The following is a 23,087-nucleotide window of genomic DNA, read 5'->3' on the forward strand; positions in this document are numbered from 1 at the left end:
CGCCCACTCCGGTCGAGGTCATCATCGTGCTTGCGCTCCTGCACCATCGCCCGGTCCGATCGCCGCGGCGCCGACGGGACTGAGCTTGCCGCAGCGCCAGAGGCTATAGGAAGGCTCGGTGTCCCAGTCGTAATAGTAGGCAGCCGTCAATCGGCCTGCATCGATCAGTTCGCCGAAGGTCGCGCGCATGACGCGGATCGCCTCTCCTCGCGATCGATCGTCCACCGGGCAGGAGCGCGCCTTGTTTGCGATCCCCCATTCCGTGACCCAGCAGGACTTGCCGGTTGCCGCGGTCCGGCAGAAGTCGAGAAGGCTTCTGACCCGCGCTGAAATGGCGGGCGCGGCTTTCCTTCCGGGGTAGATGTGGATGCCATAGGCATCGACCAGACTGTCGATGCCGCGTTGACGAAGGAGCGCGACGAATTCGCCGGGATCGAGCCGTTCCATCCCGCGCCTGTCGGCCTCCGCGGCGCTCATATCCGAGAGACCGGCGGAAATGACGGCTGCGTCGCGGCTGTGCACGGTGTTGCGCAGCTCCGATCGGCTGATCTCCAGCGCCTTGACGTAGTTGTCGAGGCCGCGTTCAAACCTTGCCCGCTCCCGTAGCTCGGCGATGCTGCGCGGTGTCCGGGCGCCCGGCTTACGATAGACGGCAAGATCGCCGTTGTAGCCGGCATAGTTGATTTCGTTTCCCGGCTCGACCCCTACAAGACGAATGCCGAGGGCATCGATGCGCTGAAGCGCTTGCTGCAATTCCCTGCGATACCGGGCGAGATCCAAGTCCGACAGTCGATAGACATCCCAGATGCGGCCATGGCCCGTTCTCGGTCCTACGCTCTGGGGATAGTAACTTTTGTTTCCCAGCTGGATCTCGAGAAGGATCCGCAGACCCAGCCGGTGGGCGATTGCCAGCGCCTCTATGCTCTTGTCCACCGGACGCGAAAGCGAAAGGCGGACATCCGTCGCGCCGCTCGCGGCGATGTCCGTCAGAATTCTCTCCTGGTCGCCCCGGGACAGCCAGGCGAGATTCATCCGATTGACCCCAATGCGAGCCGCCGAAGCTTCATCGGCATGCGTGGGTGCGGAAAGCGTCAGCAAAGCGCCAAGGAGCAATGCTCCCGCTCTTCGTTTCGCCGAAGTTCCGGGCCGCAAACCGCTTCGAACTTTCCCCGGAATTGCTCTAGAGCCCGACATGCGCCAGAGCATTGCGGAAGTTGCTCTCACAGGCCGAGTACCGGTCGATGACAGCCTGCGAATCGATCTTGGAGAGGAAGCTGGCAAGATAGGCCTTCCTGTCCTGCTCCCGGTTCCAGACTGCCGCCTCCATGTAGGGGAAGCCGATGAATTCCAGCATTTCCCGCATGCGATCGTCGACGGCGATCATGAGCGACGGCACGCCCGCCTGCATGCCGATGATGCAGCCGTGAAAACGCCGGCCGAAGCAGAGATCGCGCGCGGAGACCCAGCTTCGCCATTGATTGGTGTCGAAGAACACCAGGAGCTCGTGTTTGCGCTGCCATTTCTCCGAATGCTTGTAGGCGGTCTGGCCGGTGATGCGCCCGCTTGCGCGGTCGTAGACGGGCAAGTCGTCGTCCACAGGAAGGGAGAGGTTGTAGGCGACCACCTCATCCTGGATGACGTAGCTCGCGACGCTGTCCGGTTTCAGCAGCGCGTGGGCGTCGACGATCGTGTCGGCCACGCTTCCGAGATAGCCTCCGAAGGCGATCTTCTGGGAGGAAGCGAGCTCCGGATTGGCGAGCGCGGCGAGCGAACGCTTCATCTCGGCCGGCGCGAAGAAGAGCGAGGGGCAACCCGTCGGCTTCACGAACTTCATGCCCTGTTCCCTCAGGAACTCGGCCGTGAAATAACCGCGCGTGAGGAAGAAGCTCTCTTTGCTCCTAAGCACCTCCAGGAACTTGAGCGTGCCGGCAGGCAGGTTTTCCTTGAGCCCTTCCCTCCGCTGGATACCGATCCCCATGATCACCACCGGCATCTTCAGTTTCTCGAAGACTTCCGCCTCGAGATCCGCCGAGTAGCCCGGGCGCAGGAGGTTGGCCGAAGCGAAGACGCAGATGTCGAATTCCTCGTTGAGGCTTTCATAAGCCTCGTCGGAGTTCCGGCTGTTGACGAGATGCCAGAAGGGCAAATAGGTGACGTCATGCCCGCGAAGAGCATGGGCCGCGCCCTCGCCGATCAGATAATTGCCGGTATTGGCGATTTTCTTGACCTGATCGATCAGTTCCTTCTTGGTTCTGACCTCGTCGAAATAGGGCCTGTGCCGAACCTCCGCGCCGGACACGCCCGAGACGGTTCGCTGCAGATAGGACGGGATTCCCGTAAGCAAGATACGCATCGATTACACCTGAGATTAGAGCCTGCAAACGTTCGCGTAGATTTATTGCCCGATCCCGATCTCCCGGAGCGCCGAGCGGAACGTGCGCTCGCGATCGGAATACCTGTCGACCAGTTCGGACGCATTGAGCCCGGCCAGGTGGTCGGCGACGAATTCGGCGCGGTTTTCCGCCTTGTCGACCTCGACTGCGTCGATCGCCGGCAGGCCCGTATAACCGAGCATCTCGCGCATCCGGTCGTCCACTGCCACCATCAGGCTCGGCACGGCCGCCTGCATCGCGATGATCGAGCCGTGAAAACGCCGGCCGAAATTGAAATCCATGGAAGACGCCCACGCACGCCACTGGTTCGTATCGAAGAAGGTCCGCACGTCGAAGGGCGTTTTCAGTCTTTCGGTGCCCGGATAGCTCAGTTCGCCGAGCATCGTGCCGGAGGCGGAGTCGTAGACGCGGCCGTCGCCGTTCGCTTCGACGTTCATGTCGAAATGGAGGAACTCGTCCTGGATGACGTATTGGGGACGCGAACCCTCGGGCGCCAGCGCCGCGGCGTCGACGATGCAATCGTGGTTGGCACCCAGATAGCCGGAGAAGATGGTCCGCGCCTTGCCGACCGGCACATTGGGCAGCTTCTTCAGCGAGGCGCGCATGTTGTGCGGCATCAGATAGATGGAAGGGCAGCCCGTCGGCTGGACATAGGAGAAGCCCTGGTCCTTGAGGAAGCCGGCGGTCTCGAACCCGCGCGTCAGGAAATAGTGCTCACGCTCCTTGAGAACGTCCAGAAGCCGCTTCGTGCCCTCCGGCAGGCTGTTTTCAAGGTCTCGGCGGTTCTGCAGGCCAATGCCGAGCATGACGATCGGCATCTTGAGCTTGCCCAGCACTTCCGCTTCGGCATCCGCAGACAGGCCCTTGCGCAGAAGGTTCGCGCAGGTGAAGACGCAGATGTCGAAATTGGCGTTGAACTCGTCGAGCCCGACGCCGTTCTGGCTGCAATTATAGAGGTGCCAGAAGGGGACCTGCTTCGCATGCGGGGCAATCGCCCGCAGCGCGCCCTCGCCGATCAGGTAATTTCCCGTATTGCTGATATTGCGAAGCTCCTGGAGAAACTCCTCCTTCGTCTCGGGCTGTTTCTGTCGCTCCGAATAGGAGACGGACAATCCCTGGGCGCCGTTGGCGAGGCGCGTGTAATGACCAGGAATTCCCGTCACGAGGATCCGTGGACGCATGCAATCGACCCTTCTTCTTGAAACCGGCGGGGCCTCAGCCCACGGCCGCAACTCCGGGATTGGATGCTTCGCGCCCACGGATGACCGTTGCGCGCGAAAGCGATGAATTGTTCACGGAACGGTCGCACCAGCCGAGGAACTCGGAAAAGGAGGACGTCCATGAGCGGCGTGCCGCCGTTCTCAGGCACCCCTCCATCAGGGGCGCGAGCATCTGGCGGTTGTTGGCCACCTCCTCGATGGCCTTTGCCATGTCCCGGACCACCTGGGGATCGGCGGCGGCCTCGATGAGGATGCCGTCCTCGCCGGCGGTTATGAGTTCGTCGACTGCACCGACTGCCGTCGCGATCGGGACGCAGCCGAGCTGCTGCGCCTCAGCGATCATCAAGGGAGCGCCCTCCCAGCGCGACGGCATCAGAAGGACATCCGCCCAACCGAGGGCCTTGATCAGGTCCTTGCTTGCGAACACCGGCGGGCGCACCTCGACGCCGAGGTCCTTCAGGCGATCCGTCCACGACAAGGTGGCATCCGCGAGTATTTCCCCGCCGATCGCCCGGGCATCGAAGGGCACGCGCGAAGCCCGCAATTCGGCGAACGCCGCAGCGAGACGGTCGATCCCCTTCTGCTGATCGAGCCGACCCATATAGAGGACCCGAAGCCGATCGTCCTTGCGTTCGATGCGCCTGACCGACAGCACCTCCGCGAGAACCTTGGGCGGCACGGAGAAGCTCGCGCCGTTGGGGACGGCGAAGATCTTTTCATAGGGAACGCCGAAGCTGTGCAGATAGATCTTGAGCTGCTCCGAGCAGGTCAGGAAGGCATCGTAGCAATGCTCGTGGGCAATCGCCGCGAAGGGCTGACCGGCGGGCCTTTTGAAGGAGGTATTGTCGACCACGTGAAGGTAGCAGGCCGTGCGCGTTCCCTCTGAGCGTAGCCGCGCGATAAGCGGATGCACCGCCATGACGTGATTGTTGATCACGAGGTCGAAGCCGGAAAGCTGACCCTTGAGTGCAGCCCAATCGACGTCGTGGCCCTCGGCGATGAAGTCCTGCCCCAGGAACGAGCCGGAGCCGCCCCAGGCGGGAATGCCTTGGTCCCAGAAGTGAATATAGTCGAAGCTCTGATCGAACTCGTCGATCACATCCATCCTGGATGTGCCGAGCACGAAGAGATGGGTCTCGTAGCCGGCGGCCTTCAGCTCGCGCGAGGCCGCATATACGACCTTCTCGGCGCCGCCGAAGGATGCATTCGGAACAAGCAGGGCTGCGGTTTTCCTGCTTCCCTCGCTATGACCGAGCGGCAACACGGGCGAGCCACCGATCTCGTGGCGAAGCGCCTTGTGGAGGTCGGAATAGGGAACGAGCCGTGCCGGACGCCAGGTCCAGCGTTTGCCGGCGGTCCGCCGCAGCGGGCTGGTCGCGATGGCATTGACGCAGTTGATCATCACCTGCTGGGGCGTGATGAGCGAGCGGCGCGGCAGGCTTCTCGGGAAAGGGAAGCGGACTTTCAGAATTGCCGATGTCGGCCATACCTGCTGGTTGCCGATGGAGGCAAACCAGTCCAGCGCCTTGTTATGAATGACGTCGCGCACGAGCGAAGTGGACAGGAAGATGAGGTCGGCCGGTGCGTTGTGCTGGGCGCCGGCCTCCAGGAAGACCGGCTCGATCTTGCGCTGAGCCGCATCGTTGCCAAGCTGGACGAAAACCACGTTGGCCTTCTCGCTCAGGCGCTCCAGGTGGGAGAGCACGTTCGGCAGCATCCGGGAGCGCAGCAGCAGATCGAGCGTGGCACCGCTTCCGGCGATCAGGAAGGGCGGGAAGTGAACGTTGTCAGGCTCGCCGATGCTCGCCCAGAAGGCTGGAATGATATCGTCGAGACGAAGCCGCCTGGGCGTCTTGGTCGGATCCGTAAAGAAGGAAATGGCAGCATCTTCCGTCCGTGCGAAAAGATAGCGCGGGCATTCCTCGTGCTCGAAATCGACCAGCATTGGCCGCTGGAACAGCGCCCGGTGGCGCTTTCTGAGGAAGCTCACCGAGGCGGCGCGATCGCGGTTCGCCTCCTTGAAGCGGCTTTCCGCCCTCAGCCGGTATTCGAAGGTCGTGTCGTGGCACGGCGCCCCCACGAAGCCGTGCTCGATGCAGGACAGCCAGAATTCCCAATCCTCGAAACCGTTCTGCCTGTCGTCGTCGAAGCGGACCCCCGCCCGGAACACGTCGATCGAGATCATCGAGCCGGTGTCGCAGATATTGTCCGTGATGCAGTGCAGAAGCCGCGAGTAGCGATTGCCGTAATGGGCGCGCCAGCTCACCGAAAACGTGTCGATGTTGGTATAGATCCAGCCGCAGCCGCTGGCGCGCAGTTGCCGGTAGAGAGTCTCGATGGTCCCCGGCAGCACGCGATTGTCGGCATCGAGAAAATAGACGGCCTCGGCTTCCGGCAGATTCGCGAGCACGTAGTCGATCGCGCGATTGCGCGCCCCGCCCGGCCCTGCATTGGCCCCGAAAAGCACATGAACCGCAGGATGGGCCGCCGCATAGAGCAGCAACTGATCGAATGTCTCCTGTCGCGGATCACCATCGACGGATACCACCACTGCCACCCGGCACCCGGCAAGCTTCGAAGCGAGCACGGACTCGATCGCCTCCAGGACGAGGGCCGCATGGCCGTAAAGCGGCATTGCCACCACGATCAGGTCCGAGTTTTCCTTATTTCCGGACATTGGACGCCCCTGCGGACTGCTTTACCAATCGGAAGCCGGAGACCTTGAGCCAGGAGAAATCGACCGTATCCGTGACCGCACGGCTGAGAATCATGAGGTCCATCGGCTCACGCACGGGCTTATCCAGTTGAAAGTTCACGTTGACCGCCTGCTCGGCGGTGACCTCGCGCCAGCCGCTGAAGAAGGCCGAGGGCTTGGCAGCACCCTTGCGCGCGAGTTCCGCCACTTCCGAGCGCGCATTGGAGTTCGCCGGAGCGAGCAGGAAGCTCACGGCCGCGGGTGCGCCCTTCGGGTGATCGATGATCGCGCTTGCGGAGAAGGAGATGGTGCCGGGTTCCACGGCGCGGCCGATCGTGCCGGCGGAGATTCCACTCGGCAGCGGGTGGCAAACGACCGCATTCTCATGCTCGAGGAAGCGGACGGTCTGGAACTCGGGAACGACCGGCGTGACCGAAACGTCGACGATCTGGCTCAGCAATTCGACCGCCAGACGATAGTCCTCGATGAAATGGCCCTCGAGCAGGGCGGTCGGAGCGATCATGTTCGGCATGCGCGTCGGTTTGACGCCGGGCAGTCCCGTAAAGACGCGGAACGCCAGGGGCCGGAGATCGAGATCGGGATGCGGGATTTCCGAGCGGGCCGTATACCGCTCGCTCGCGATCGGATAGCCGAGTGAAAGCCCTACAGTCTCCGTGCCGGTCGTTGAGATTCTGAGCCGCAGCGTTCTCGCTGCGCCGCCGCAAGCGCGCGGCAGGGCGAGGAAATTCCAGTTTGCCGCGAGCTGCACATAGGGCACGGTCCATTCGGCCACGCCCTCGCCATTCTCGACATAGCCCAGCATGACGACCAGCTCGCCGCCGTCCCTGGGCACGGAATGAAGGTGTAGGGCGATCCCCGCCACGCCAAGACTGGAGACCGGAAGAAGCTGCTCGACACAGCCCGTCGCAAGGAGCTGCCCGATGCCCTCGTCCTTCGGGTCGGCATAAGGATCGTGGGCGAATATCTCCGCGACCGGTTCCCAATTGCGGGCCTGGAAGGCGTCTTCCAGCGCGCGGTAATTTTCGAGCAGCGTTTCCCGCTCACGTCGCAGAATGGCGAGCTCGGCGGTTACCGACGACGTGAAGCGGGAGAGCCGGCCCACTCCACCCTCCACCAGCGACCGCACGAGCGCAAGGCTTTCCGCTTTACCGTCGACGTCGATCCGCTTAAGCGGTATCTCGGGGATGGTGCCGAGAGCATTGATCGACGGGAGTCCTTCCCGCAGATCGGCTTCACCCTCATCCGAGAAGGCAAGCGCGATCAGAGGAAAGGCGTTCTGCAGGGGAAATCGCGAGGCTGCAGCCGGTTCGAGAAAATGAACCAGATGCTCGATTTCGCTCCCTTCGAAATTTTCCCGGTCCAGACCGGATGCTACAACCAGCCTTCGCTTCGCCGGCGACTGCCTCACGTTAGAAGACATCAACTCTTGCACGCAGCGACCCCAGAATAAATCGATTTATCCAGAAGATGAAAATTGATGGCCCGGAAATAATTGCGCTCCAGAACCTCATGAAGCAAACCATATCCGTGGATTCCGCAGTGCACAACAATAGATTCTTGGGGTTTTGCCCGGTGTTTATACTTCAAAAATTGAAGCAATATTCAGACAAACTGCGTTTCTTTCGCTTGCGCAGCATTTCGACCGGTGAGATTGCCGATCAGCGTCAACTGGCGCGCGAGGCAGTCGTCCAACCGGAACCTCTGCTCGACCGTTCTGCGCGCGGCGCCGCGCAGTTCGCGGAAGTTGTCCGGGCGGTTCAATGCCCCGACGATCGTCTCGGCGAGCGCATCGGTATCGAAGAACGGGACGAGAAGACCGTTGCGGCCGGAGCGGATGACTTCCTGAACCGGCGCGGTATCGGAGCCGATGACAAGAGCGCCGCAGGCCATTGCCTCAAGCACCGACCAGGAAAGCACGAAAGGATAGGTGAGGTAGAGATGCGCCGCCGATATCTGAAAAAGCTGACGTAGCACGGAATGCGGCACGACGCCGGGGAAGATGAGCCTTTCACGCGGGACATCCAGAGACGCAAGCAGATGATCCTTCCACGATCCCCCGCCAGGGGGCGGCGCGCCGTAACTCACCCCATCGCCGCCGACGAAGACGAACAGCGCGTCCGGATGCCGCCGGACGACCTTCGCCGCCGCCTCCAGCGCCTGGGGAAAGCCCCGGTAGGGCTCGAGGTCCCGTGCCACGAAAGTGACGACGGGATCGCCGGCCTTGAGTACGCGCCCGTCCGGCAGCTTCAGCGAAGCCGCCGGGTCAGGGCGGAAACGGCGCGTGTCCACTCCCTCATGGCAAACGGCGATTCGTTGCCGCGCGTCGGCAGGATAGAGGCTCTTCTGCCAATTGGTCGGGCTGATACCGCCATCCATCGCCTCCAGCGACAGCAGCTGCGCGATGTTGCGGAGGCGCAAGCGCTTACGCGTCTCGGAGTCGGGACGGTCGTCCGGCGCGAAGCCGACATCCGCCCCTTCCGACCGATAGAAAAACTCGCAATAGCCGAGTGCCGGCACGCGCGGCAGGACATCCTTCACGAACATCATGCTGCCCCAGCCTATATGACCAATAACGATGTCGGGGGTCTGTCCAAGGCGGCCCATCGCGTCGAAGGTTTCCGCTACCCTGTGTCCGATCCGCACATGATGGTCGGGAACGCCAAGATGGCGCGCGATGTGGGGATTCGGTTGCGGACCGGGTTCCGCCCGATGCCGGACGACCCGGACGGAAGGTATCCGCTGGTCCACGGTCTCCGTCACCAGCGTCACCTCGTTCCCCGCCTCAGCCAGATGTCTTGCCAGGGCGGCGAACTGGCCGAACCCACGGCGGTGTACGAATGCTACATGCATCTTCATAAGCCACTTGTCAGTGATCGATCACACCTGCAGCGCCGCGCGTCCGAAGGGACGCGCAAAGCTCGTTGCAATATTTGGATTTCCTGCATGTTACCGCCCTTGCTCGGTTACGCTTTGAGGAACATGCAGATGGAGCATCAGATGCCGTAGCGTGCGGCATTCCCCCAGACGAGTTCGAGGCGGTGCAGTGTCTGGAAGGCGGTCTCCAGATTCCGCCGGTCCTGATCGCCATGGCTGAGGGCGCGTTCGTAGCCCTTAGCCGCCTGACGCAGGCCGGCGCAAAGCTGCCTGCCTTTCTCTGAAAGCCGGATGCGGGCCGAACGCTTGTCACGCTGCGATGCGATCCGGTCGATGTAGTCGCCGTCGGCAAGCTGCTTCAGATAATAGGAGATGTTCGAACCCACATAGTGGCCCCTGTCCAGAAGCTCTCCCACCGAGAGCTCCGCCTCGCCGATGGCCAGAAGAACCATCGCCTGCGCGGGACCGATATCTTCGACCCCGAGCTTTGTCAGTTCCGCACGCAATAGGCCGGAAAAGCGGCGGCTTGCACGCTCCATGACCCGGGCCAGCTCGAAATAGGTGACGAGCGAATCATCTCCGTCACGATCGTCTACAGGGGTATCGAGGCCTTTCCGCTGCGTTTCATTCGCGGGAAGGATTGCAACAGTGTCTCCAAAGTCTGCGAACGGATAGAGTATCCTGTGGTTCATCCCTCTCTCCATTGGGAACGTACTTCCAATTCCGGAAAATTACTTCAAAACTTGAAGTAATTTCATAACACCCCTGCCCCGAAATTGCGTGCTCTTGAGCTGGCGATGTTTATTGTGTCACACTTATCGCAACAATACTGTGATTTGAGTGAATCTGGACCAGATCGCCCCATGAAACCCGCGAATGCGCTAATTAGAAGATCGCCCCATGCGTGATACTGTTCGAAATCCTTTGATTAGCAAGGGCCCCAACCGGGCAACACCGGCGCAAAACGGAACAATCGCGCCGAAGCTGCTGGTTCTGCGGGCCCGGCGTGTGTTCGTCGTGACGCTTCTTTATGCAGCCCTGCTCAGCGCCTGCATCAACCTCCTGCAGCTCACCATGCCCCTCTATATGATGCAGGTGCATGACAGGGTGTTGAACAGCCAGAGCATGGATACGCTCGTCATGCTGACGATTCTCGCCCTGGGCGCGCTGATCGTTCTGGGCGTGCTCGACTACATTCGCGCCCTCACCTTTCAGGCCATGGGCAGCGCCGTGGTCCGCTGGCTGAACCTGCCGGTCCTGACCGCCGCCGTCCAGGCATCGGCCGATCAGGGACTTGCGCGCGCGACGCAGTCGCTGCGCGACCTCACCGAGCTGCGCGGCTTCCTCACCTCTTCGGCGGTGAGCGCCCCCCTCGACGCCGCCTGGTCGCCCATCTTTCTGGGTGTTCTGTTCCTGCTGCACCCCCTCTTCGGACTGATCGGTGCGATCTCCGTCGTGGTACTCGTCTGCTGCGGCCTTCTCAACGACCTCCTGACGCGCCAGCTCATGAAAGAGGCAAGCCAGGCTAATATTGAGGCAGTGTCGAAAATAGGTGCGACATTACGTCACGCCGAAGCCATCGAAGCCATGGGAATGCTGCCGGCGCTCGCCCAGAAATGGCGCGCAGCGCAACTGCACGCGCTCAGCGTGCTGGAGGCCAGCGGGATCAGAAGCAGGGCGATGGCCTCGATCACCCGTTCGCTGCGCTTCGCCATCCAGGTGGTGTCGCTGGGCACCGGTGCCCTGCTGGTGATGAGACAGGAGATCTCGCCGGGCGCGATGATGGCGACCACCATTCTCGTGGGCCGCCTTCTGCTGCCGTTCGATTCAGTCATCGAGAACTGGCGCCAATGGGTATTGGCGATCGCAAGCTGGCGTCGCGTCGAAACGGCACTGAAGGAAGACCTGGCCGTTCGCCAGACCATGCCGACGCCGCGCTCCGAAGGCGACCTGGTCGTCGACAAGCTGGTCTACGCGGCACCGGGCATCGACGTGCCGATCATCAAGGGCATCAACTTCTCGCTCTCACCCGGCGAGGTGCTTGGTATCGTCGGCCCTTCCGCGGCGGGCAAATCCACGCTGGCGCGGCTTCTGGTCGGCATTCTGAAGCCCACTGCCGGCGGCGTCTTCCTCGACGGCAACAACGTCTACCTCTGGGAACGGAGCTCTTTCGGACAGATCGCGGGCTATCTGCCGCAATCGGTTTCCCTTCTCGAAGGAACCATCCGTGAAAACATCGCCCGAATGGCGGAGAGCGATCCCTACAAGGTGCTCGAGGCGGCGCGGCTCGCCGACGTCCACGACATGATCGGACGACTGCCGCTCGGCTATGATACGCCGGTGGGCGATGGGCATCTGACGCTTTCCGGCGGGCAGCGGCAGCGCATCGCGCTGGCGCGCTGCCTTTACGGCCGGCCACGCCTGCTCGTCCTCGACGAGCCCAACGCCAATCTCGATGCGCTCGGCGAGCGCGCCCTCATACGCGCGATCGACGAGGCGCGCAGCGACGGCGCCATCGTCATCCTGATTGCCCACCGGCCGGCCATCATGCAGGTGGCCGATAAGCTGCTCGTGCTGGAAGGCGGCCGCATCAGCCAGTTCGGCCCGCGAACGGATGTGGTGGCGACCATGATGCCGGGCGAAACAAGACGCGAAGGTACCGCATCATGAACAAGGAAAAGATCCTGCCGGTTCGCCTCGACCTGCAGCCGCCCGTGAAGACTGAGAGCCCGGAACGCCGCCTGCCGATGGCCGCGCCGGCTCGTCTCTCCGCGGCAATGCCAGAGCCGGACCTTTCGGAGGACAACACGCATTCGCCCATCCGGCGCCTCGTCATCGCCGGGTTGACGACGATCCTCGTTGCTTTCGGCGGTTTCTTCGGCTGGGCCTTCTCGACGGAGCTCAGCAGTGCTTCCGTCACCAGCGGCACGATCGTCGTCGATTCTAAGCGCAAGACGGTCAGCCACTTCGAGGGCGGCGTGCTCGGCCGGATCCTCGTTCAGGAGGGGGACCATGTCGCTCCCGGCCAGCCGCTAATGAAGCTCGAGGATACGCGCGCCCGCTCCGACCTGCAGGCGCTGCAGAGCCGCCGTGTCGGCCTGATCGCAAAACTGGCACGGCTGCGGGCCGAGCGGGCTGGCTTGCATGCGGTGAGCTTCCCGGCCGATCTTGTCTCCGAAGGCGAGGCTGCCGCGGATGCGGTAACGGCGGAGAAAGCGTTTTTCGAGAAGCGGAGCGAGGCCAAGGAGAGCCGGCTGGCAATCCAGCGCAAGACGATCGAGGAATATTCGGAGAAGGCGAAGTCTCTGACAGCCCAGCTTCAGGCGACCGACAGGCAGATCGAGCTGATGAACGAACAGCGGACGGCTATAGCGACCCTTGTCGAAAAAGCCTTCGCCCAGCGCTCGAAACTCATCGAGATCGACGCACGGCTCAGCGAGCTCGCCGCAACCCGCGGCGAGCTCTCGGGCGACAAGGCGCAGGCGGAAAAGGCGATGGCGGGGGCCGAGCTTGCGCTCATCGGCATCGAATCCGATTTCCAGTCGGAGATCGCCGGAGAGATCACCACGGCGCGCCTGGAGCTTGCGGAAGTCGAGCAGCGCATCACCGCCGCCGAGGACGTGCTTCGCCGCCTGGAAATCCGTGCCCCTCAGGCCGGCATCGTCGCCAACATTCAGCTGCGGACGCCGGGCAGTGCCGTCACCCCCGGTCAGCCGCTTCTCGACATCGTCCCCGAGGACGAACCGCTGCTTGTCGAGATGCATGTCAGCACGCGTGACATCGACAGCATAACGATCGGCTCCAGCACGCAAATCCGTCTGACGGCCTATAACCAGCGCTCGCACCTGCCTCTGGAAGGCAAGGTAACCTATATCGCGGCAGACCAATCCGTGGATGAGAAGTCCAACGTTGCCTATTTCGTCGCACGGGCGGAGGTGGCGCCTGAATCGCTCGCCGCCAACCCGGACATCCGCCTCTATCCCGGCATGCCCGCGGAAGTGCTGATCGTGCACAAATCGCGTTCGGCAATCGACTACCTCGTCGCCCCAGTCTCCGACAGTTTCAACCGGGCTTTTCGGGAGGACTGACCTGTCTAACTCTTGATATCTCTTCTCGTCGTAAATTACTTTAAAATTTGAAGCGCTTTGTCTGCATTTCCGTCAGAATTACTCCTAAAATTATATTGTACCAATATTGGCACAGCATAGAGATATGTTTCGGACACCCTCTTTCTATCAAAATATCGCTGTTTTATTTTATGCATCTGTGTTGCGTTCGTAATTATTGCAGTGCACACTCCGGCACGCAATCCTCGGCTCCGTGCCGATGACGCATGCATCAAACCACGAAGAGGAGAAGCAGATGGCCACTTTGGAAGGCGGCGCATACGACGACGCCCTGTTTGGCTCCCGCTTTGACGATTTCATCCGCGCCCATGGGGGTGATGATTTCGTCAACGGAGGCAATGGGGACGACATCATCTTCGGCGACGATGGTGACGACTTGCTGTTCGGCGGCAACGGAAACGACACCGTGTTCGGCGGCGAAGGCACCGACGTTCTCTATGGCGAAAATGGCAACGATATCCTGGTCGGCGGATCGGGTGACGACCTGATCTATGGCGATAACGGCAACGACATTCTCCTTGGGGGCGCCGGCAGCGACTTCCTCCTCGGAGGCAGAGGCAACGACGTGCTGCTCGGCGGCGCCGGCAACGACGTCATCGACGGCGGCGCCGGGTCCGACCTTCTTGCCGGCGGTCAGGGCAGTGATATCTTCGTTTTCGACGGCGGCGGCGGCAACGACGTCATCCTCGACTTTACCCCCGGCGAAGACGTCCTGCAGATATCCAAGGGTATCAACGGCCTCGACGTCACCGCGCCCGAGGATCTCGCTTCGCGTATCACTCAGGTCGGCGGCAATGTCGTCATCGACCTCGGCCATGGCGACACGCTGACGCTGGTCAATGCCGACGCCGAAGACATTCAGGCCCATCCCGAAAACTACTTCACTGTCCACTGATAGTTTGAGATGCGGGATGCGGGTGGAAAACCGCAGGCGGCTTTTCATCATCCCGCATTGGCTTCGAACGGTGCGCCCTGCCCTCCTCCCGTGGGGCGCACCATCCCAGAATTAGTCAGAGGAGTGGCGTGTGACGTTTGACGACCGTACGCGGAGCGCCAGCGGCATTTTCGAGGACGCGAGGGTCTTTCGGCTCGGTTCCGAAGTGGCAGTATTGATCTCGGACGTTCGCGCCAAGTTGCCGGTGGCAGCCAAACACACGCTCGTCATGCCGGAGCAACCCGTCCCGCTCGTCAGCACGATCCTTTCTCTTGCGGAGGGTGGCCAGCGCGTGCTTTGGGCCATGCGCCCGGGCGCCGAAGCGAGCCGCGGGCAGATTTACATCGAAAGCGACGTCGTTCAGACGATCGTGCTCCGGCCCGTCGGTGAACTTCCGCCCCTCGACGTGGAGGACCTGTTTGCCGCACTCACGCCGGAGGGCTGCGTAAAGTTCCTGAACAATCTGCTGACCGTTTGGCGGAGCGCGTTCCGTCTGTCCAGGGACCCGTTCTTCATCGGCCTCGTCGAGGACGCGCTTCAGGCGCTGACATCGCGGCCGGCGCCCGCCAAGATTGCATGCCCGATCGCCCAGGGCCGATACCTGATCGAGACCGCGATCAGCCCCGACTTCGGCGAGATCAGCGGCATCTATGCCCTCGGGGCCAACGCCATCCTGCCACTGGCGTCGCCAGCGCTGATCGGCGCCCAACGCGAGCACAATCTTCGTCCTTGCCATTTCATCGTCGAGTCCCCCCGATACCCCCAGTCTTTCGTGCTTGTCGGCAAAAGGGGCATTGCCGTGCGCGAACTCTCCTCCGGCAATCCTCATTGCGCCAACCTCCAGGCCTGGTGGGCGGAACGGGGCGGTACGCCGGAGCTTCGCGAATTCGTCGTCCGCTGGCTCTCGACGACACCCGAGGGTGGACTTGCGACAGCCGTCGACCTCCAGCTACGGACACCGCTCGCGGAAAGGCGGATCGGCAGGTCCGCAATGCATCCTTCAGCGGAGGTGGACCTCGCATTGACGCTTTCCGGCGGTCTGCTTGCCGGGGGGTGGACCCATGATCCGACGGCCACTCTCGCCGGCATCGACTACCTCACGGAGGACGGCACGGCGATACCGCTCGACGGCAACTGGTACGAGTTTCCCGCCTGGGCACGCGGAGCGGACGAGAAATCGCGAGCCGACGTGACCGGCTTTGTCGCCTGGCTGCCGTCGAACGACACGCCGGGCGCCCTGCTCCAGCCGCGGTTCCAGATGCGGCTGGCTTCCGGTGCTGTGAAACCGCTCGTGCCGAAGCCGCAACCCTTCGAGGCTTCGGCGCAGCGCAACCGAATACTGCGCGCAGTCCCGCCGCAGCACGCGATCGACCAGGCTTTCCGGACGATCCTTGCCCCCGCCCTGCAGGACGTGGAGCAGAGGTTGGGAAGAGCGGCCAAGGTCGACTACACCAAGGATTACGACCTGCCCGAAAAGGCGCCCTTGGTCTCGATCGTCGTGCCGCTTTACCGCGTCCTCGACTTCCTGCGGTTCCAGCTATCAGGGATGGCGACCGATCGCTGGCTCGCAAGCAATGCGGAGATCATCTACGTTCTGGATTCGCCGGAGATTCAGGACGAGACGGAGCATCTGCTTGGCGGACTGCATCTCCTCCACGGCTTGCCGATGAAGCTTGTGGTGATGAACCGCAACAGCGGCTACGCGCGGGCGTGCAATGCCGGCGCGCGCTTCGCCCGCGGCTCGGTCGTCGTCATGCTGAACTCGGACGTCGTTCCGTCAGCGCCCGGCTGGCTGCAGAAGCTCATCCGGCCGCTGATGGAGCAGAGGAGCCTCGGCGCGATCGGCCCGAAGCTGATCTTCGAGGACGGATCGCTCCAGCACGCGGGACTCTACTTCGCTCGCGACCAGCGCGGCATATGGCTCAACCATCATTTCCACAAGGGCATGCCTGGCGACTACGCACCGGCTCAACTTGCCCGCAGCGTTCCCGGCATCACCGGTGCGTGCCTGGTGACGCGTCGGGAGATCTACGAGCTCGTGGACGGATACACGGAGGATTATGTGATCGGCGATTATGAGGACAGCGATTTGTGCCTGAAAATCCGCCGGTGCGGCTATGATATCGCCTACGAGCCGTCGGCGTGTCTCTATCATTTCGAGCGCCGCTCGATCCGCCGCAGCGAAGACTATATGCGCGGGGTCGCCAGCCAGTACAATTCGTGGCTGCACACCGAACGCTGGAACAACGACATCACCGAATTGATGAAAACCGATCTCGGCGGCCGCGACCAAATGCCGGCTCTCTTCGGCATCGGCGCGGCAACGAGGACCGCCGCATGAGCGAGACTGCGCTGCGCCAGGAAAACACAGCTGCCACGGAACTGCCCGCCCGCGACGAACGCGTGGAGGCACTGCTGGGGAGCATTCTTCGAAACCGCTTCCTTCCCGAACCTAATCCCGACAGTGTCTTCGTCGGCGACGGCTCCTTCAGGGCGGTGGGCGTCGAATTCCTCGGCCACTTCATTCGGCTGGGGGGATTGCGTCCGGAAAGCCGCGTTCTCGATATCGGCTGCGGCATCGGCCGCATGGCCGTTCCGCTCACCCAGTATCTGGATTTCGAGAAGGGACGCTACAGCGGGATAGATCCGGTCGAGGGCGGCATCGGCTGGTGCCGCCGCTTCATCACTTCGGTCTATCCGAATTTCGCGTTCCAGCGTGTCGATATTGCCCATGAACTCTATAATCCGAGCGGCAAGATCAGCGGCAATGCGCTGAAACTGCCCTATGCCGACGGTCACTTCGATTTTGTGATCATGACGTCGATCGTGACGCATCTGCCGCCGGACGAAGTCATCGTCTATCTGCGAGAGGTCGGAAGGCTTCTGAAACCCGGCGGCCGCCTCTTCATGACCGCCTTCGTGGTCGATCACGTCGCGGCGGCCAACGAGAGCGGCCGGCGCGACGCGCGCCTTTCCTTCGCCCGCGATGGCGACGGGCCGTGCTGGTACGTCCCGGAAATGCCACGCCTTGCCGCCGTCGGTTTCGACGACGGCTTTCTTGACGGCGCCCTCGACCGGGCCGGTCTCGCAATCACCCTGAAGGCGCTCGGCGCCTGGCGCGGGAAGGAAGCGGAGCACTATCAGGACATCTTCGTCGCCGAACGCCGGGGAGGCGGAGCGTGAGCATGCGCGTGCTCGTGGCGGCTCACAACCATCCGGCCCTCCACCCGGGAGGCACGGAGATATTCGCCCACGACCTGTTCGGCGCCTACAAGCGTGCCGGCTGCGAAGCGCTCTTTCTCGGAGCCACGAACCAGATCCACCGCCAGGCGCGGCCTGGCACCAGCTTTCAAGGCATCGGGCCCGCAGGGGACGAATTGCTGTTGTGGTCCGGACATTTCGACCGCTTCTTCATGAGCCAGATCGATCTCTATGGCGTCGTTCCGGATATTGCGGAGCTGCTGCGCGACTTCAGGCCGGACGTCGTCCATATCCACCATCTGCTCCTGCTCGGCGCGGAGTTTCCGCATATCGTCCGGCGAACCCTGCCGCAGTGCCGGATCGTCATGACGCTGCACGACTATTATCCCATCTGTCACCATGACGGGCTGATGGTGAGAACGAGCGGCAAGGAACTTTGCCACGGGGCGAGCCCCGACAGGTGCCATGCCTGCTTCAAGGACATCGCGCTCGACCGTTTCACATTGCGCGAACGCCATCTGAAGGCCCTCTTGAGCGACGTGGACCGGTTCGTATCACCGAGCCGGTTCCTCAAGCAGCGCTTCGTCGAGTGGGGGCTCTCGGAAGACAGGATCAGCGTCATTCCCAACGGGCTACCGCCTCGCGGCGCGCCGGCAGCGGCCCGCCGGATCGGCTCGGACCGCCCGGTCTTCGGCTATTTCGGCAATCTCAACCCCTGGAAAGGCGTGGCCGTACTGCTCGAGGCGGCACGGCAGCTCATTGCCGAGGGGCTGGAGTTCGAGTTGCGCGTTCACGGCGGCGCACCCTTCCAGCGCGAGAGTTTCATCGACGAGATCACACGCCTGTTCGAGGAAACGGCACCGACCGTGCAGCAGCGCGGGTCCTACCGGCGTGAGGACGTTGCTGACCTCGTCGCAGCGGTGGATTGCACGATCGTACCCTCGATCTGGTGGGAAAATGCCCCGCTGGTCATCCAGGAGGCGCAGGCCCTCGGACGGCCGGTCATAGCCAGCAATATCGGCGGCATGGCCGAGATGATCGAGGATGGCGCAAACGGCCTCACCGTTGCGCCCAACGATCCGCGGGCGCTCGCCTCTGCCATGCGCCGCCTCGGGCAAGACGGTGCCTTGGCGCGCCGGCTTTCCGCGCACGCGCGGGAACCGGAGAACATCGACACCACCGCACGACGCTATCTCGATTTGATCGAAGCGATCGAACCGTCACGTATCGAAGCGGCATAAAGGGGAAATCGATGGCTGTTGCCGAGAAATCAAATGCCGCACCGGATCAGGATAATACGAAGCCGATGAGCGGCCGGGTCGACGCGATCGACCAGGGGCGCATCTTCGGCTGGGCGTTCGATCCGGCAGCACCCGACAAGCGCCTCACCATCCGCGTCTATCTGGACGGCAGCGTCATCGCCCAGGCGGTCGCCGACCGCAATCGCCCCGATCTCAAGCGCAACGGCATCGGCGACGGCGGCTATGCCTTCGAAATCGCGCTTCCCGAGGCGGCAGCCTCGCGCACCGCCGATCTCAAGGTGACGGCCCTGGATGCACGCGGCACCGAACAGCAGCTGCGCGTTCCGCGCCCGGACGAGCAGGCGGCCGAAGCCCTCATCGCCGCGCCGCTTGCCAAGGTTCTCGACAAGCTCGACGTCCTCATGGCGGCCCAGCGGCAGTTGCAGGTCTCGCAGCGATCTCTTCAGCGAACGCATAATGACGAGGGCGGCGAAGGCGCGACCTTGGGGCCTGCCGCCGCCGCCGAGATCGGGCAGCGCCTGAACGACCTCGATGTCCACTTGATGCGGCTCGATGGCGTGGTTGCAGCGATGGAGAAGAACCTCGGAGCCTTGCAGAAGCGGTCGAATGGAGAGTTGAAACCGCTGCTGCTCCTGCTTTTCGTTCTCGCGGGCTTTGCCGCCGGCGCTGCCCTCTCGCTTTTCGCCGGAGCATGAGGAGTACCATGGCCGGAGCAGAACAGGCGCTTCCTCAAACGTCGCAAACAGCCGCGAGGATCATGCGGGGTGGGAGGGTTGTCGCCTGCCCGATCGACGATACGCTGCTGCTCGTCATAGGCGCGGGCGCGCCTGTCGCCGGCCAGGTGCCGGCGCAGGTCAATGACGACCCCGCCACCGCGACGAGTGCCTCCATCATCTGTTGGCGCCTGGCCCCGCAGCCGCCAACGGCCACGCACGGGTTCGCGGCGCTGCTGCCCATCAATGACGCCGATCGTCCGCTCACCACTCTCCGCCTGGGCCAGGAGAGCAGCCCCAAGCGCTATATTTTCGGCCCCCGCACGCTTGCGGTCCGCGAGGGCGTGACGGTCCTCGCGGAGCTTACCGGCGCCCAACTGGCCGACGTGCTGGACTCGCTCGTGGATGCGATGATGCAGATGCCGACCGGCCGGCGAAGGCTTGCGGCAATTGTTGCCCTGACGCAGGCCCGAAAGGGTAGCGACGGCTTCCTCGAGTTCGTCGGCGAGACCCACGAGGGAGCGATCTTCCTCAGAGGGTGGGCCCGCGCCGCCGACCCCGGCAACGCTCGCGTGATTGTGTGCGGCGAAAATCCGGTCGTTGCCGACTGTGGGATCGCGGCTTTCTCCCGGCAGGACACTCCGCAAGGTGGCGCAGGCTTCATCGGTCTGCTGGCGGCCAGCGAACCGCTTCGCGCACGAGACGTCGAGGGGCTCGTCTATCGCGGGCGCGGGGGCTGGCGCTACGCTTCGGTTCATGAGCACCGGCTGATCGCCGGTCCTACGGACACGCCCGGGCATATCCGCTCCGTGCTGCTTCAGACGCACAGCACGCCCGCCGTTCTGCTCCGGCTGCGTTCGGCCGCCAACAGCTTCGAGGGGCGCGAGACGATCTCGACCCTTCCCGTTCCGGTGCGTCTGGGCGTCGACAATATCTTTCAGGCGAGCAGCAGCGCCTTTCTGATCTCCGGCTGGCTGCTCGACCCTGATGAGCATGTCCAGAGCGTCCGGTTGCGCCGTGGACAGAGCGAGATGCGGCTCGACGATCGCTGGACGCGGCTCGAGCGCTCGGATGTGACGGATGCCTTTACCGATGAGCCGCTGTTCAAAAGCATGCTCGACCGAGAAACCCACCCGCATGGTTTCATCGTGTTTGCCGGAGGACTGGGGGCAGATGGTGCGGCCCCGCTACACCTGGAGTTGACGCTCAAGGATTCCCGCCGGGCCTTTCTCCCGCTGACACCCGCGCGGCTTCCGCCGCGTCAGGCGGCGCTCCGCCAGATCAAGTCCATCGATCCCGAAAACTGGGGGCTGACGGAAATCGTTGATCGGCAGATCGTGCCCTTCCTGTGCGCGTCGGAGAGCCCCTCGCCCGGCGTCGGGGCCATCCTCGATGCGGGTGCGTTCGACGAGGCTTCGGGGCCGCCGATCATCGTCGCCGCCGGCCAAGCAGAAGAAAAGGAGCTTGCCCCTTTCCTCGGCCTTCTGGCGCTCGATCCCGAAACACGGCACGCGCCGATCGCGCTCGTGCTGCACTCCGAATGCTTTCGACGCCAGGCCGGCCGTATCAGGCAGCTCGCGCAATTCTATCGGCTGCCGCTCAGGTTGATGTCGGCGGAAACGGACGATGTCTACGATCTCCTGGAAGCCGGCATTCGCGCGCTTTCGAGCGAGACGGTCGTTCTCCTCGCCGGCTCGCTTTTGCCCCGCAGGAGCGGCTGGTACGGCAGGCTGGTTTCCGCCTACGAGGAAAGTGGCGGGATCATTTCGCCCACGCTCGCCTATGAGGACCATTCCGTTCGATGGGCTGGCTCCTGGGCCGACGCGCAGTCCGAAAATTCGCTTTCGGGCCGTTATGCCGGTTATCCGTTGAGTGCAGTGACGGGGCTCAAGCTCACCCGGATCGCGGCGGCCTCTTTCGAATGCTGCATCATGCCGCGCGAGGCTTTCCTCGTCGCCGGAGGCTTTGCCGGCAGCTATCTCGGATCCCGGCAAAAGGGGCAGGATCTCGGCTTGAGGCTCAGCCGTTCGGGGATCAATTCCTGGTGGCTGCCTTCGGTGCAGATGCTGGGCTCGGACGAGCCATTCTCCACCGGCAGCGCCTCCGCGGCTCCTCTCGTCGAGCGGATCGACGAAAGACTGTTTTCGGCCCGATGGGCTCCGCAGCCGCAGGGCGAAGGCAATCGCATCAAGGAGGCTTCCGCATGAGCGAGCGGCTCCGTGTTCTCGTCGTCTCGCATGGACATCCGGCGATGTCGCTGGGCGGGGCGGAGATAGCGTCCCACAGCCTGCATAAGGGCCTGAACACGCTGCCGGGCGTCGAGTCGATATATCTCGCCCGCGTCGGCCATCCGGTCCCGCGCCACGGCGCGTCAGCACTCATGAGTCTGCGTCTTGCCGTGGACGAAGTGCTCTTCCATGCGGATGATTACGATCACTTCTTCCTGTCCAACGGCGATACGGAGGCGATCCGCCGCGACCTCCTGCGCTTCGTCGGCGATCTGTCGCCTCACGTCATTCACTTTCATCATCTGATCGGCCTGGGGATGGAGGCGCTTTACGCTCTCCGGGAAGCGCTGCCGGAGGCGGTTATCGTCGTCACCTTCCACGAATACCTGTCGCTGTGTCACAACCACGGGCAAATGGTGAAGCGACCATCGGCCCAGCTCTGCAACAGTTCTTCGCCGATCAGTTGCCATGGCTGCTTTCCCGATATCCCGGTTTCCCGTTTCCTGAGGCGCGAGGAATTTCTTCGCGGCATGCTCGGCCTTGCCGATGCCTTCATCTCCCCGAGCATGTTCCTCGCAAACCGCTATGTCGAATGGGGTATCGATGCGGAAAAGCTCTCCGTGATCGACAACGGCATCGTCATGGGCGAGGCCGCACCGGTACGCGATCTGCCGGTCCCATCCGCCCGGCGGAACCGCTTCGCCTATTTCGGGCAGATGACACCCTTCAAGGGCATCGACGTGCTGGTCGATGCGGTATCGCGCGTGCCGGAAGAAATCTGGGGCGAGGACTCCTGCCTGATGATCTTCGGGGGTAATCTCGAGCGCCAGCCGGTTGAGTTCCAGGAGCGCCTGAAGAAGCTCATCGACGATGCCGGGCGCCGGGTGCGTTTCTATGGCGCCTATCAGAATGCCGACATGCCGAGGCTGATGCGCTCGGTCGACTGGGTCGTGCTGCCCTCGATCTGGTGGGAAAACTCGCCCGTCGTCATTCAGGAGGCCCTGCATCATCGCAGGCCCATCATCTGTTCCGACATCGGCGGCATGGCCGAGAAAGTGCAGGACGGAAGGGACGGACTCCATTTCCGTGCCGGCAGCGCCCAGGATCTCGCCGACCGGCTGTCGGAAGTGCTGGGCAAGCCCGAGGCATGGGACCGGCTGCACGCGACGCTGCGGCCTCCGACCGGCCACGCCGAATCCGCGCGTGCGCATGCCGATCTCTATCGTCGGCTTCTGAAGGACAGGCGGAGCCCTCTTGGTGCGGCGCAATATGAAGCGGCGGCACAGGCCGTAGTCTAGAGCGGGATGAGGAAAAGTGTGCGCGGTTTTCCGCCCGCATCCCGCTCTAACTTCTAGGAATCGATCACGTTCATGTTTTTAGGCCGATCCGACCTAAAAACATCGTGATCTAGACGCTTGC

General features: G+C 63.0%; 16 protein-coding genes. 9 read left to right on the forward strand and 7 right to left on the reverse strand.

Annotated features, from left to right (window positions below):
• Positions 1-21 precede the first annotated feature (21 nt).
• The 7 genes from M1D34_RS20665 to M1D34_RS20695 all read right to left on the reverse strand — a co-directional run bounded on the left by M1D34_RS20665 (position 22) and on the right by M1D34_RS20695 (position 9,895).
• Complete coding sequence (locus tag M1D34_RS20665; RefSeq protein WP_498784118.1) at positions 22-1,113, reverse strand: glycoside hydrolase; 1,092 nt, start codon at positions 1,111-1,113, stop codon at positions 22-24.
• A 67-nt stretch (positions 1,114-1,180) separates the two neighbouring features.
• Positions 1,181-2,353 (reverse strand): polysaccharide pyruvyl transferase family protein, encoded by a 1,173-nt coding sequence (locus M1D34_RS20670; protein ID WP_498784120.1) that lies wholly within the window; start codon positions 2,351-2,353, stop codon positions 1,181-1,183.
• 42 nt (positions 2,354-2,395) lie between these two features.
• On the reverse strand, positions 2,396-3,574 hold the full coding sequence (locus M1D34_RS20675) for a polysaccharide pyruvyl transferase family protein (protein ID WP_003529003.1): 1,179 nt from the start codon (positions 3,572-3,574) through the stop codon (positions 2,396-2,398).
• A gap of 34 nt (positions 3,575-3,608) precedes the next feature.
• A complete protein-coding gene (locus tag M1D34_RS20680; RefSeq protein ID WP_498784122.1) occupies positions 3,609-6,290 on the reverse strand; it encodes a glycosyltransferase in 2,682 nt (893 codons plus the stop codon).
• On the reverse strand, positions 6,277-7,749 hold the full coding sequence (locus M1D34_RS20685) for a DUF6212 domain-containing protein (protein ID WP_498784123.1): 1,473 nt from the start codon (positions 7,747-7,749) through the stop codon (positions 6,277-6,279). The genes M1D34_RS20680 and M1D34_RS20685 overlap by 14 nt, the downstream gene beginning before the upstream one ends.
• A gap of 182 nt (positions 7,750-7,931) precedes the next feature.
• The gene (locus tag M1D34_RS20690) at positions 7,932-9,185 is read right to left on the reverse strand and encodes a glycosyltransferase family 4 protein (protein WP_498784125.1); all 1,254 of its coding nucleotides are present in this window, start codon (positions 9,183-9,185) and stop codon (positions 7,932-7,934) included.
• A gap of 137 nt (positions 9,186-9,322) precedes the next feature.
• Positions 9,323-9,895 (reverse strand): MarR family transcriptional regulator, encoded by a 573-nt coding sequence (locus M1D34_RS20695; protein ID WP_003529010.1) that lies wholly within the window; start codon positions 9,893-9,895, stop codon positions 9,323-9,325.
• Positions 9,896-10,103: 208 nt separating this feature from the next.
• On the opposite strand from M1D34_RS20695, the gene M1D34_RS20700 reads away from it, so the two are divergent.
• From M1D34_RS20700 to M1D34_RS20740, 9 genes are all read left to right on the forward strand, one after another.
• Positions 10,104-11,873, forward strand: a complete 1,770-nt coding sequence (locus M1D34_RS20700) for a type I secretion system permease/ATPase (protein ID WP_010975741.1) — start codon at positions 10,104-10,106, stop codon at positions 11,871-11,873.
• Positions 11,870-13,291, forward strand: coding sequence for an HlyD family type I secretion periplasmic adaptor subunit (locus M1D34_RS20705; protein WP_498784128.1), 1,422 nt, complete (start codon positions 11,870-11,872; stop codon positions 13,289-13,291). The genes M1D34_RS20700 and M1D34_RS20705 overlap by 4 nt, the downstream gene beginning before the upstream one ends.
• 274 nt (positions 13,292-13,565) lie before the next feature.
• Positions 13,566-14,225 carry a calcium-binding protein gene (locus M1D34_RS20710; protein ID WP_003529018.1) on the forward strand — a complete coding sequence of 220 codons (660 nt, stop codon included), beginning with the start codon at positions 13,566-13,568 and terminating at the stop codon, positions 14,223-14,225.
• Between the two features lie 130 nt (positions 14,226-14,355).
• Positions 14,356-16,605 (forward strand): glycosyltransferase family 2 protein, encoded by a 2,250-nt coding sequence (locus M1D34_RS20715; protein WP_498784130.1) that lies wholly within the window; start codon positions 14,356-14,358, stop codon positions 16,603-16,605.
• On the forward strand, positions 16,602-17,447 hold the full coding sequence (locus tag M1D34_RS20720; protein WP_127666183.1) for a class I SAM-dependent methyltransferase: 846 nt from the start codon (positions 16,602-16,604) through the stop codon (positions 17,445-17,447). Before M1D34_RS20715 ends, M1D34_RS20720 begins: the two co-directional genes overlap by 4 nt.
• Positions 17,444-18,706, forward strand: a complete 1,263-nt coding sequence (locus M1D34_RS20725; protein ID WP_498784132.1) for a glycosyltransferase family 4 protein — start codon at positions 17,444-17,446, stop codon at positions 18,704-18,706. Before M1D34_RS20720 ends, M1D34_RS20725 begins: the two co-directional genes overlap by 4 nt.
• Before the next feature lie 11 nt (positions 18,707-18,717).
• Complete coding sequence (locus M1D34_RS20730; protein WP_003529026.1) at positions 18,718-19,422, forward strand: hypothetical protein; 705 nt, start codon at positions 18,718-18,720, stop codon at positions 19,420-19,422.
• 8 nt (positions 19,423-19,430) lie between these two features.
• Complete coding sequence (locus M1D34_RS20735) at positions 19,431-21,647, forward strand: hypothetical protein (RefSeq protein ID WP_498784135.1); 2,217 nt, start codon at positions 19,431-19,433, stop codon at positions 21,645-21,647.
• The gene (locus M1D34_RS20740) at positions 21,644-22,966 is read left to right on the forward strand and encodes a glycosyltransferase family 4 protein (protein ID WP_127516204.1); all 1,323 of its coding nucleotides are present in this window, start codon (positions 21,644-21,646) and stop codon (positions 22,964-22,966) included. The genes M1D34_RS20735 and M1D34_RS20740 overlap by 4 nt, the downstream gene beginning before the upstream one ends.
• The last annotated feature ends 121 nt before the right edge of the window (positions 22,967-23,087 follow it).

The organism is Ensifer sp. D2-11, from assembly GCF_054161295.1.

Bases quoted from the DNA above. Each gene is read 5' to 3' on its own strand.
- M1D34_RS20700 (WP_010975741.1), top strand. From the start codon at position 10,104: ATGCGTGATACTGTTCGAAATCCTTTGATTAGCAAGGGCCCCAACCGG.
- M1D34_RS20730 (WP_003529026.1), top strand. From the start codon at position 18,718: ATGGCTGTTGCCGAGAAATCAAATGCCGCACCGGATCAGGATAATACG.
- M1D34_RS20740 (WP_127516204.1), top strand. From the start codon at position 21,644: ATGAGCGAGCGGCTCCGTGTTCTCGTCGTCTCGCATGGACATCCGGCG.
- M1D34_RS20735 (WP_498784135.1), top strand. From the start codon at position 19,431: ATGGCCGGAGCAGAACAGGCGCTTCCTCAAACGTCGCAAACAGCCGCG.
- M1D34_RS20675 (WP_003529003.1), bottom strand. From the start codon at position 3,574: ATGCGTCCACGGATCCTCGTGACGGGAATTCCTGGTCATTACACGCGC.
- M1D34_RS20695 (WP_003529010.1), bottom strand. From the start codon at position 9,895: ATGAACCACAGGATACTCTATCCGTTCGCAGACTTTGGAGACACTGTT.
- M1D34_RS20680 (WP_498784122.1), bottom strand. From the start codon at position 6,290: ATGTCCGGAAATAAGGAAAACTCGGACCTGATCGTGGTGGCAATGCCG.
- M1D34_RS20690 (WP_498784125.1), bottom strand. From the start codon at position 9,185: ATGAAGATGCATGTAGCATTCGTACACCGCCGTGGGTTCGGCCAGTTC.
- M1D34_RS20705 (WP_498784128.1), top strand. From the start codon at position 11,870: ATGAACAAGGAAAAGATCCTGCCGGTTCGCCTCGACCTGCAGCCGCCC.
- M1D34_RS20685 (WP_498784123.1), bottom strand. From the start codon at position 7,749: ATGTCTTCTAACGTGAGGCAGTCGCCGGCGAAGCGAAGGCTGGTTGTA.
- M1D34_RS20710 (WP_003529018.1), top strand. From the start codon at position 13,566: ATGGCCACTTTGGAAGGCGGCGCATACGACGACGCCCTGTTTGGCTCC.
- M1D34_RS20720 (WP_127666183.1), top strand. From the start codon at position 16,602: ATGAGCGAGACTGCGCTGCGCCAGGAAAACACAGCTGCCACGGAACTG.
- M1D34_RS20670 (WP_498784120.1), bottom strand. From the start codon at position 2,353: ATGCGTATCTTGCTTACGGGAATCCCGTCCTATCTGCAGCGAACCGTC.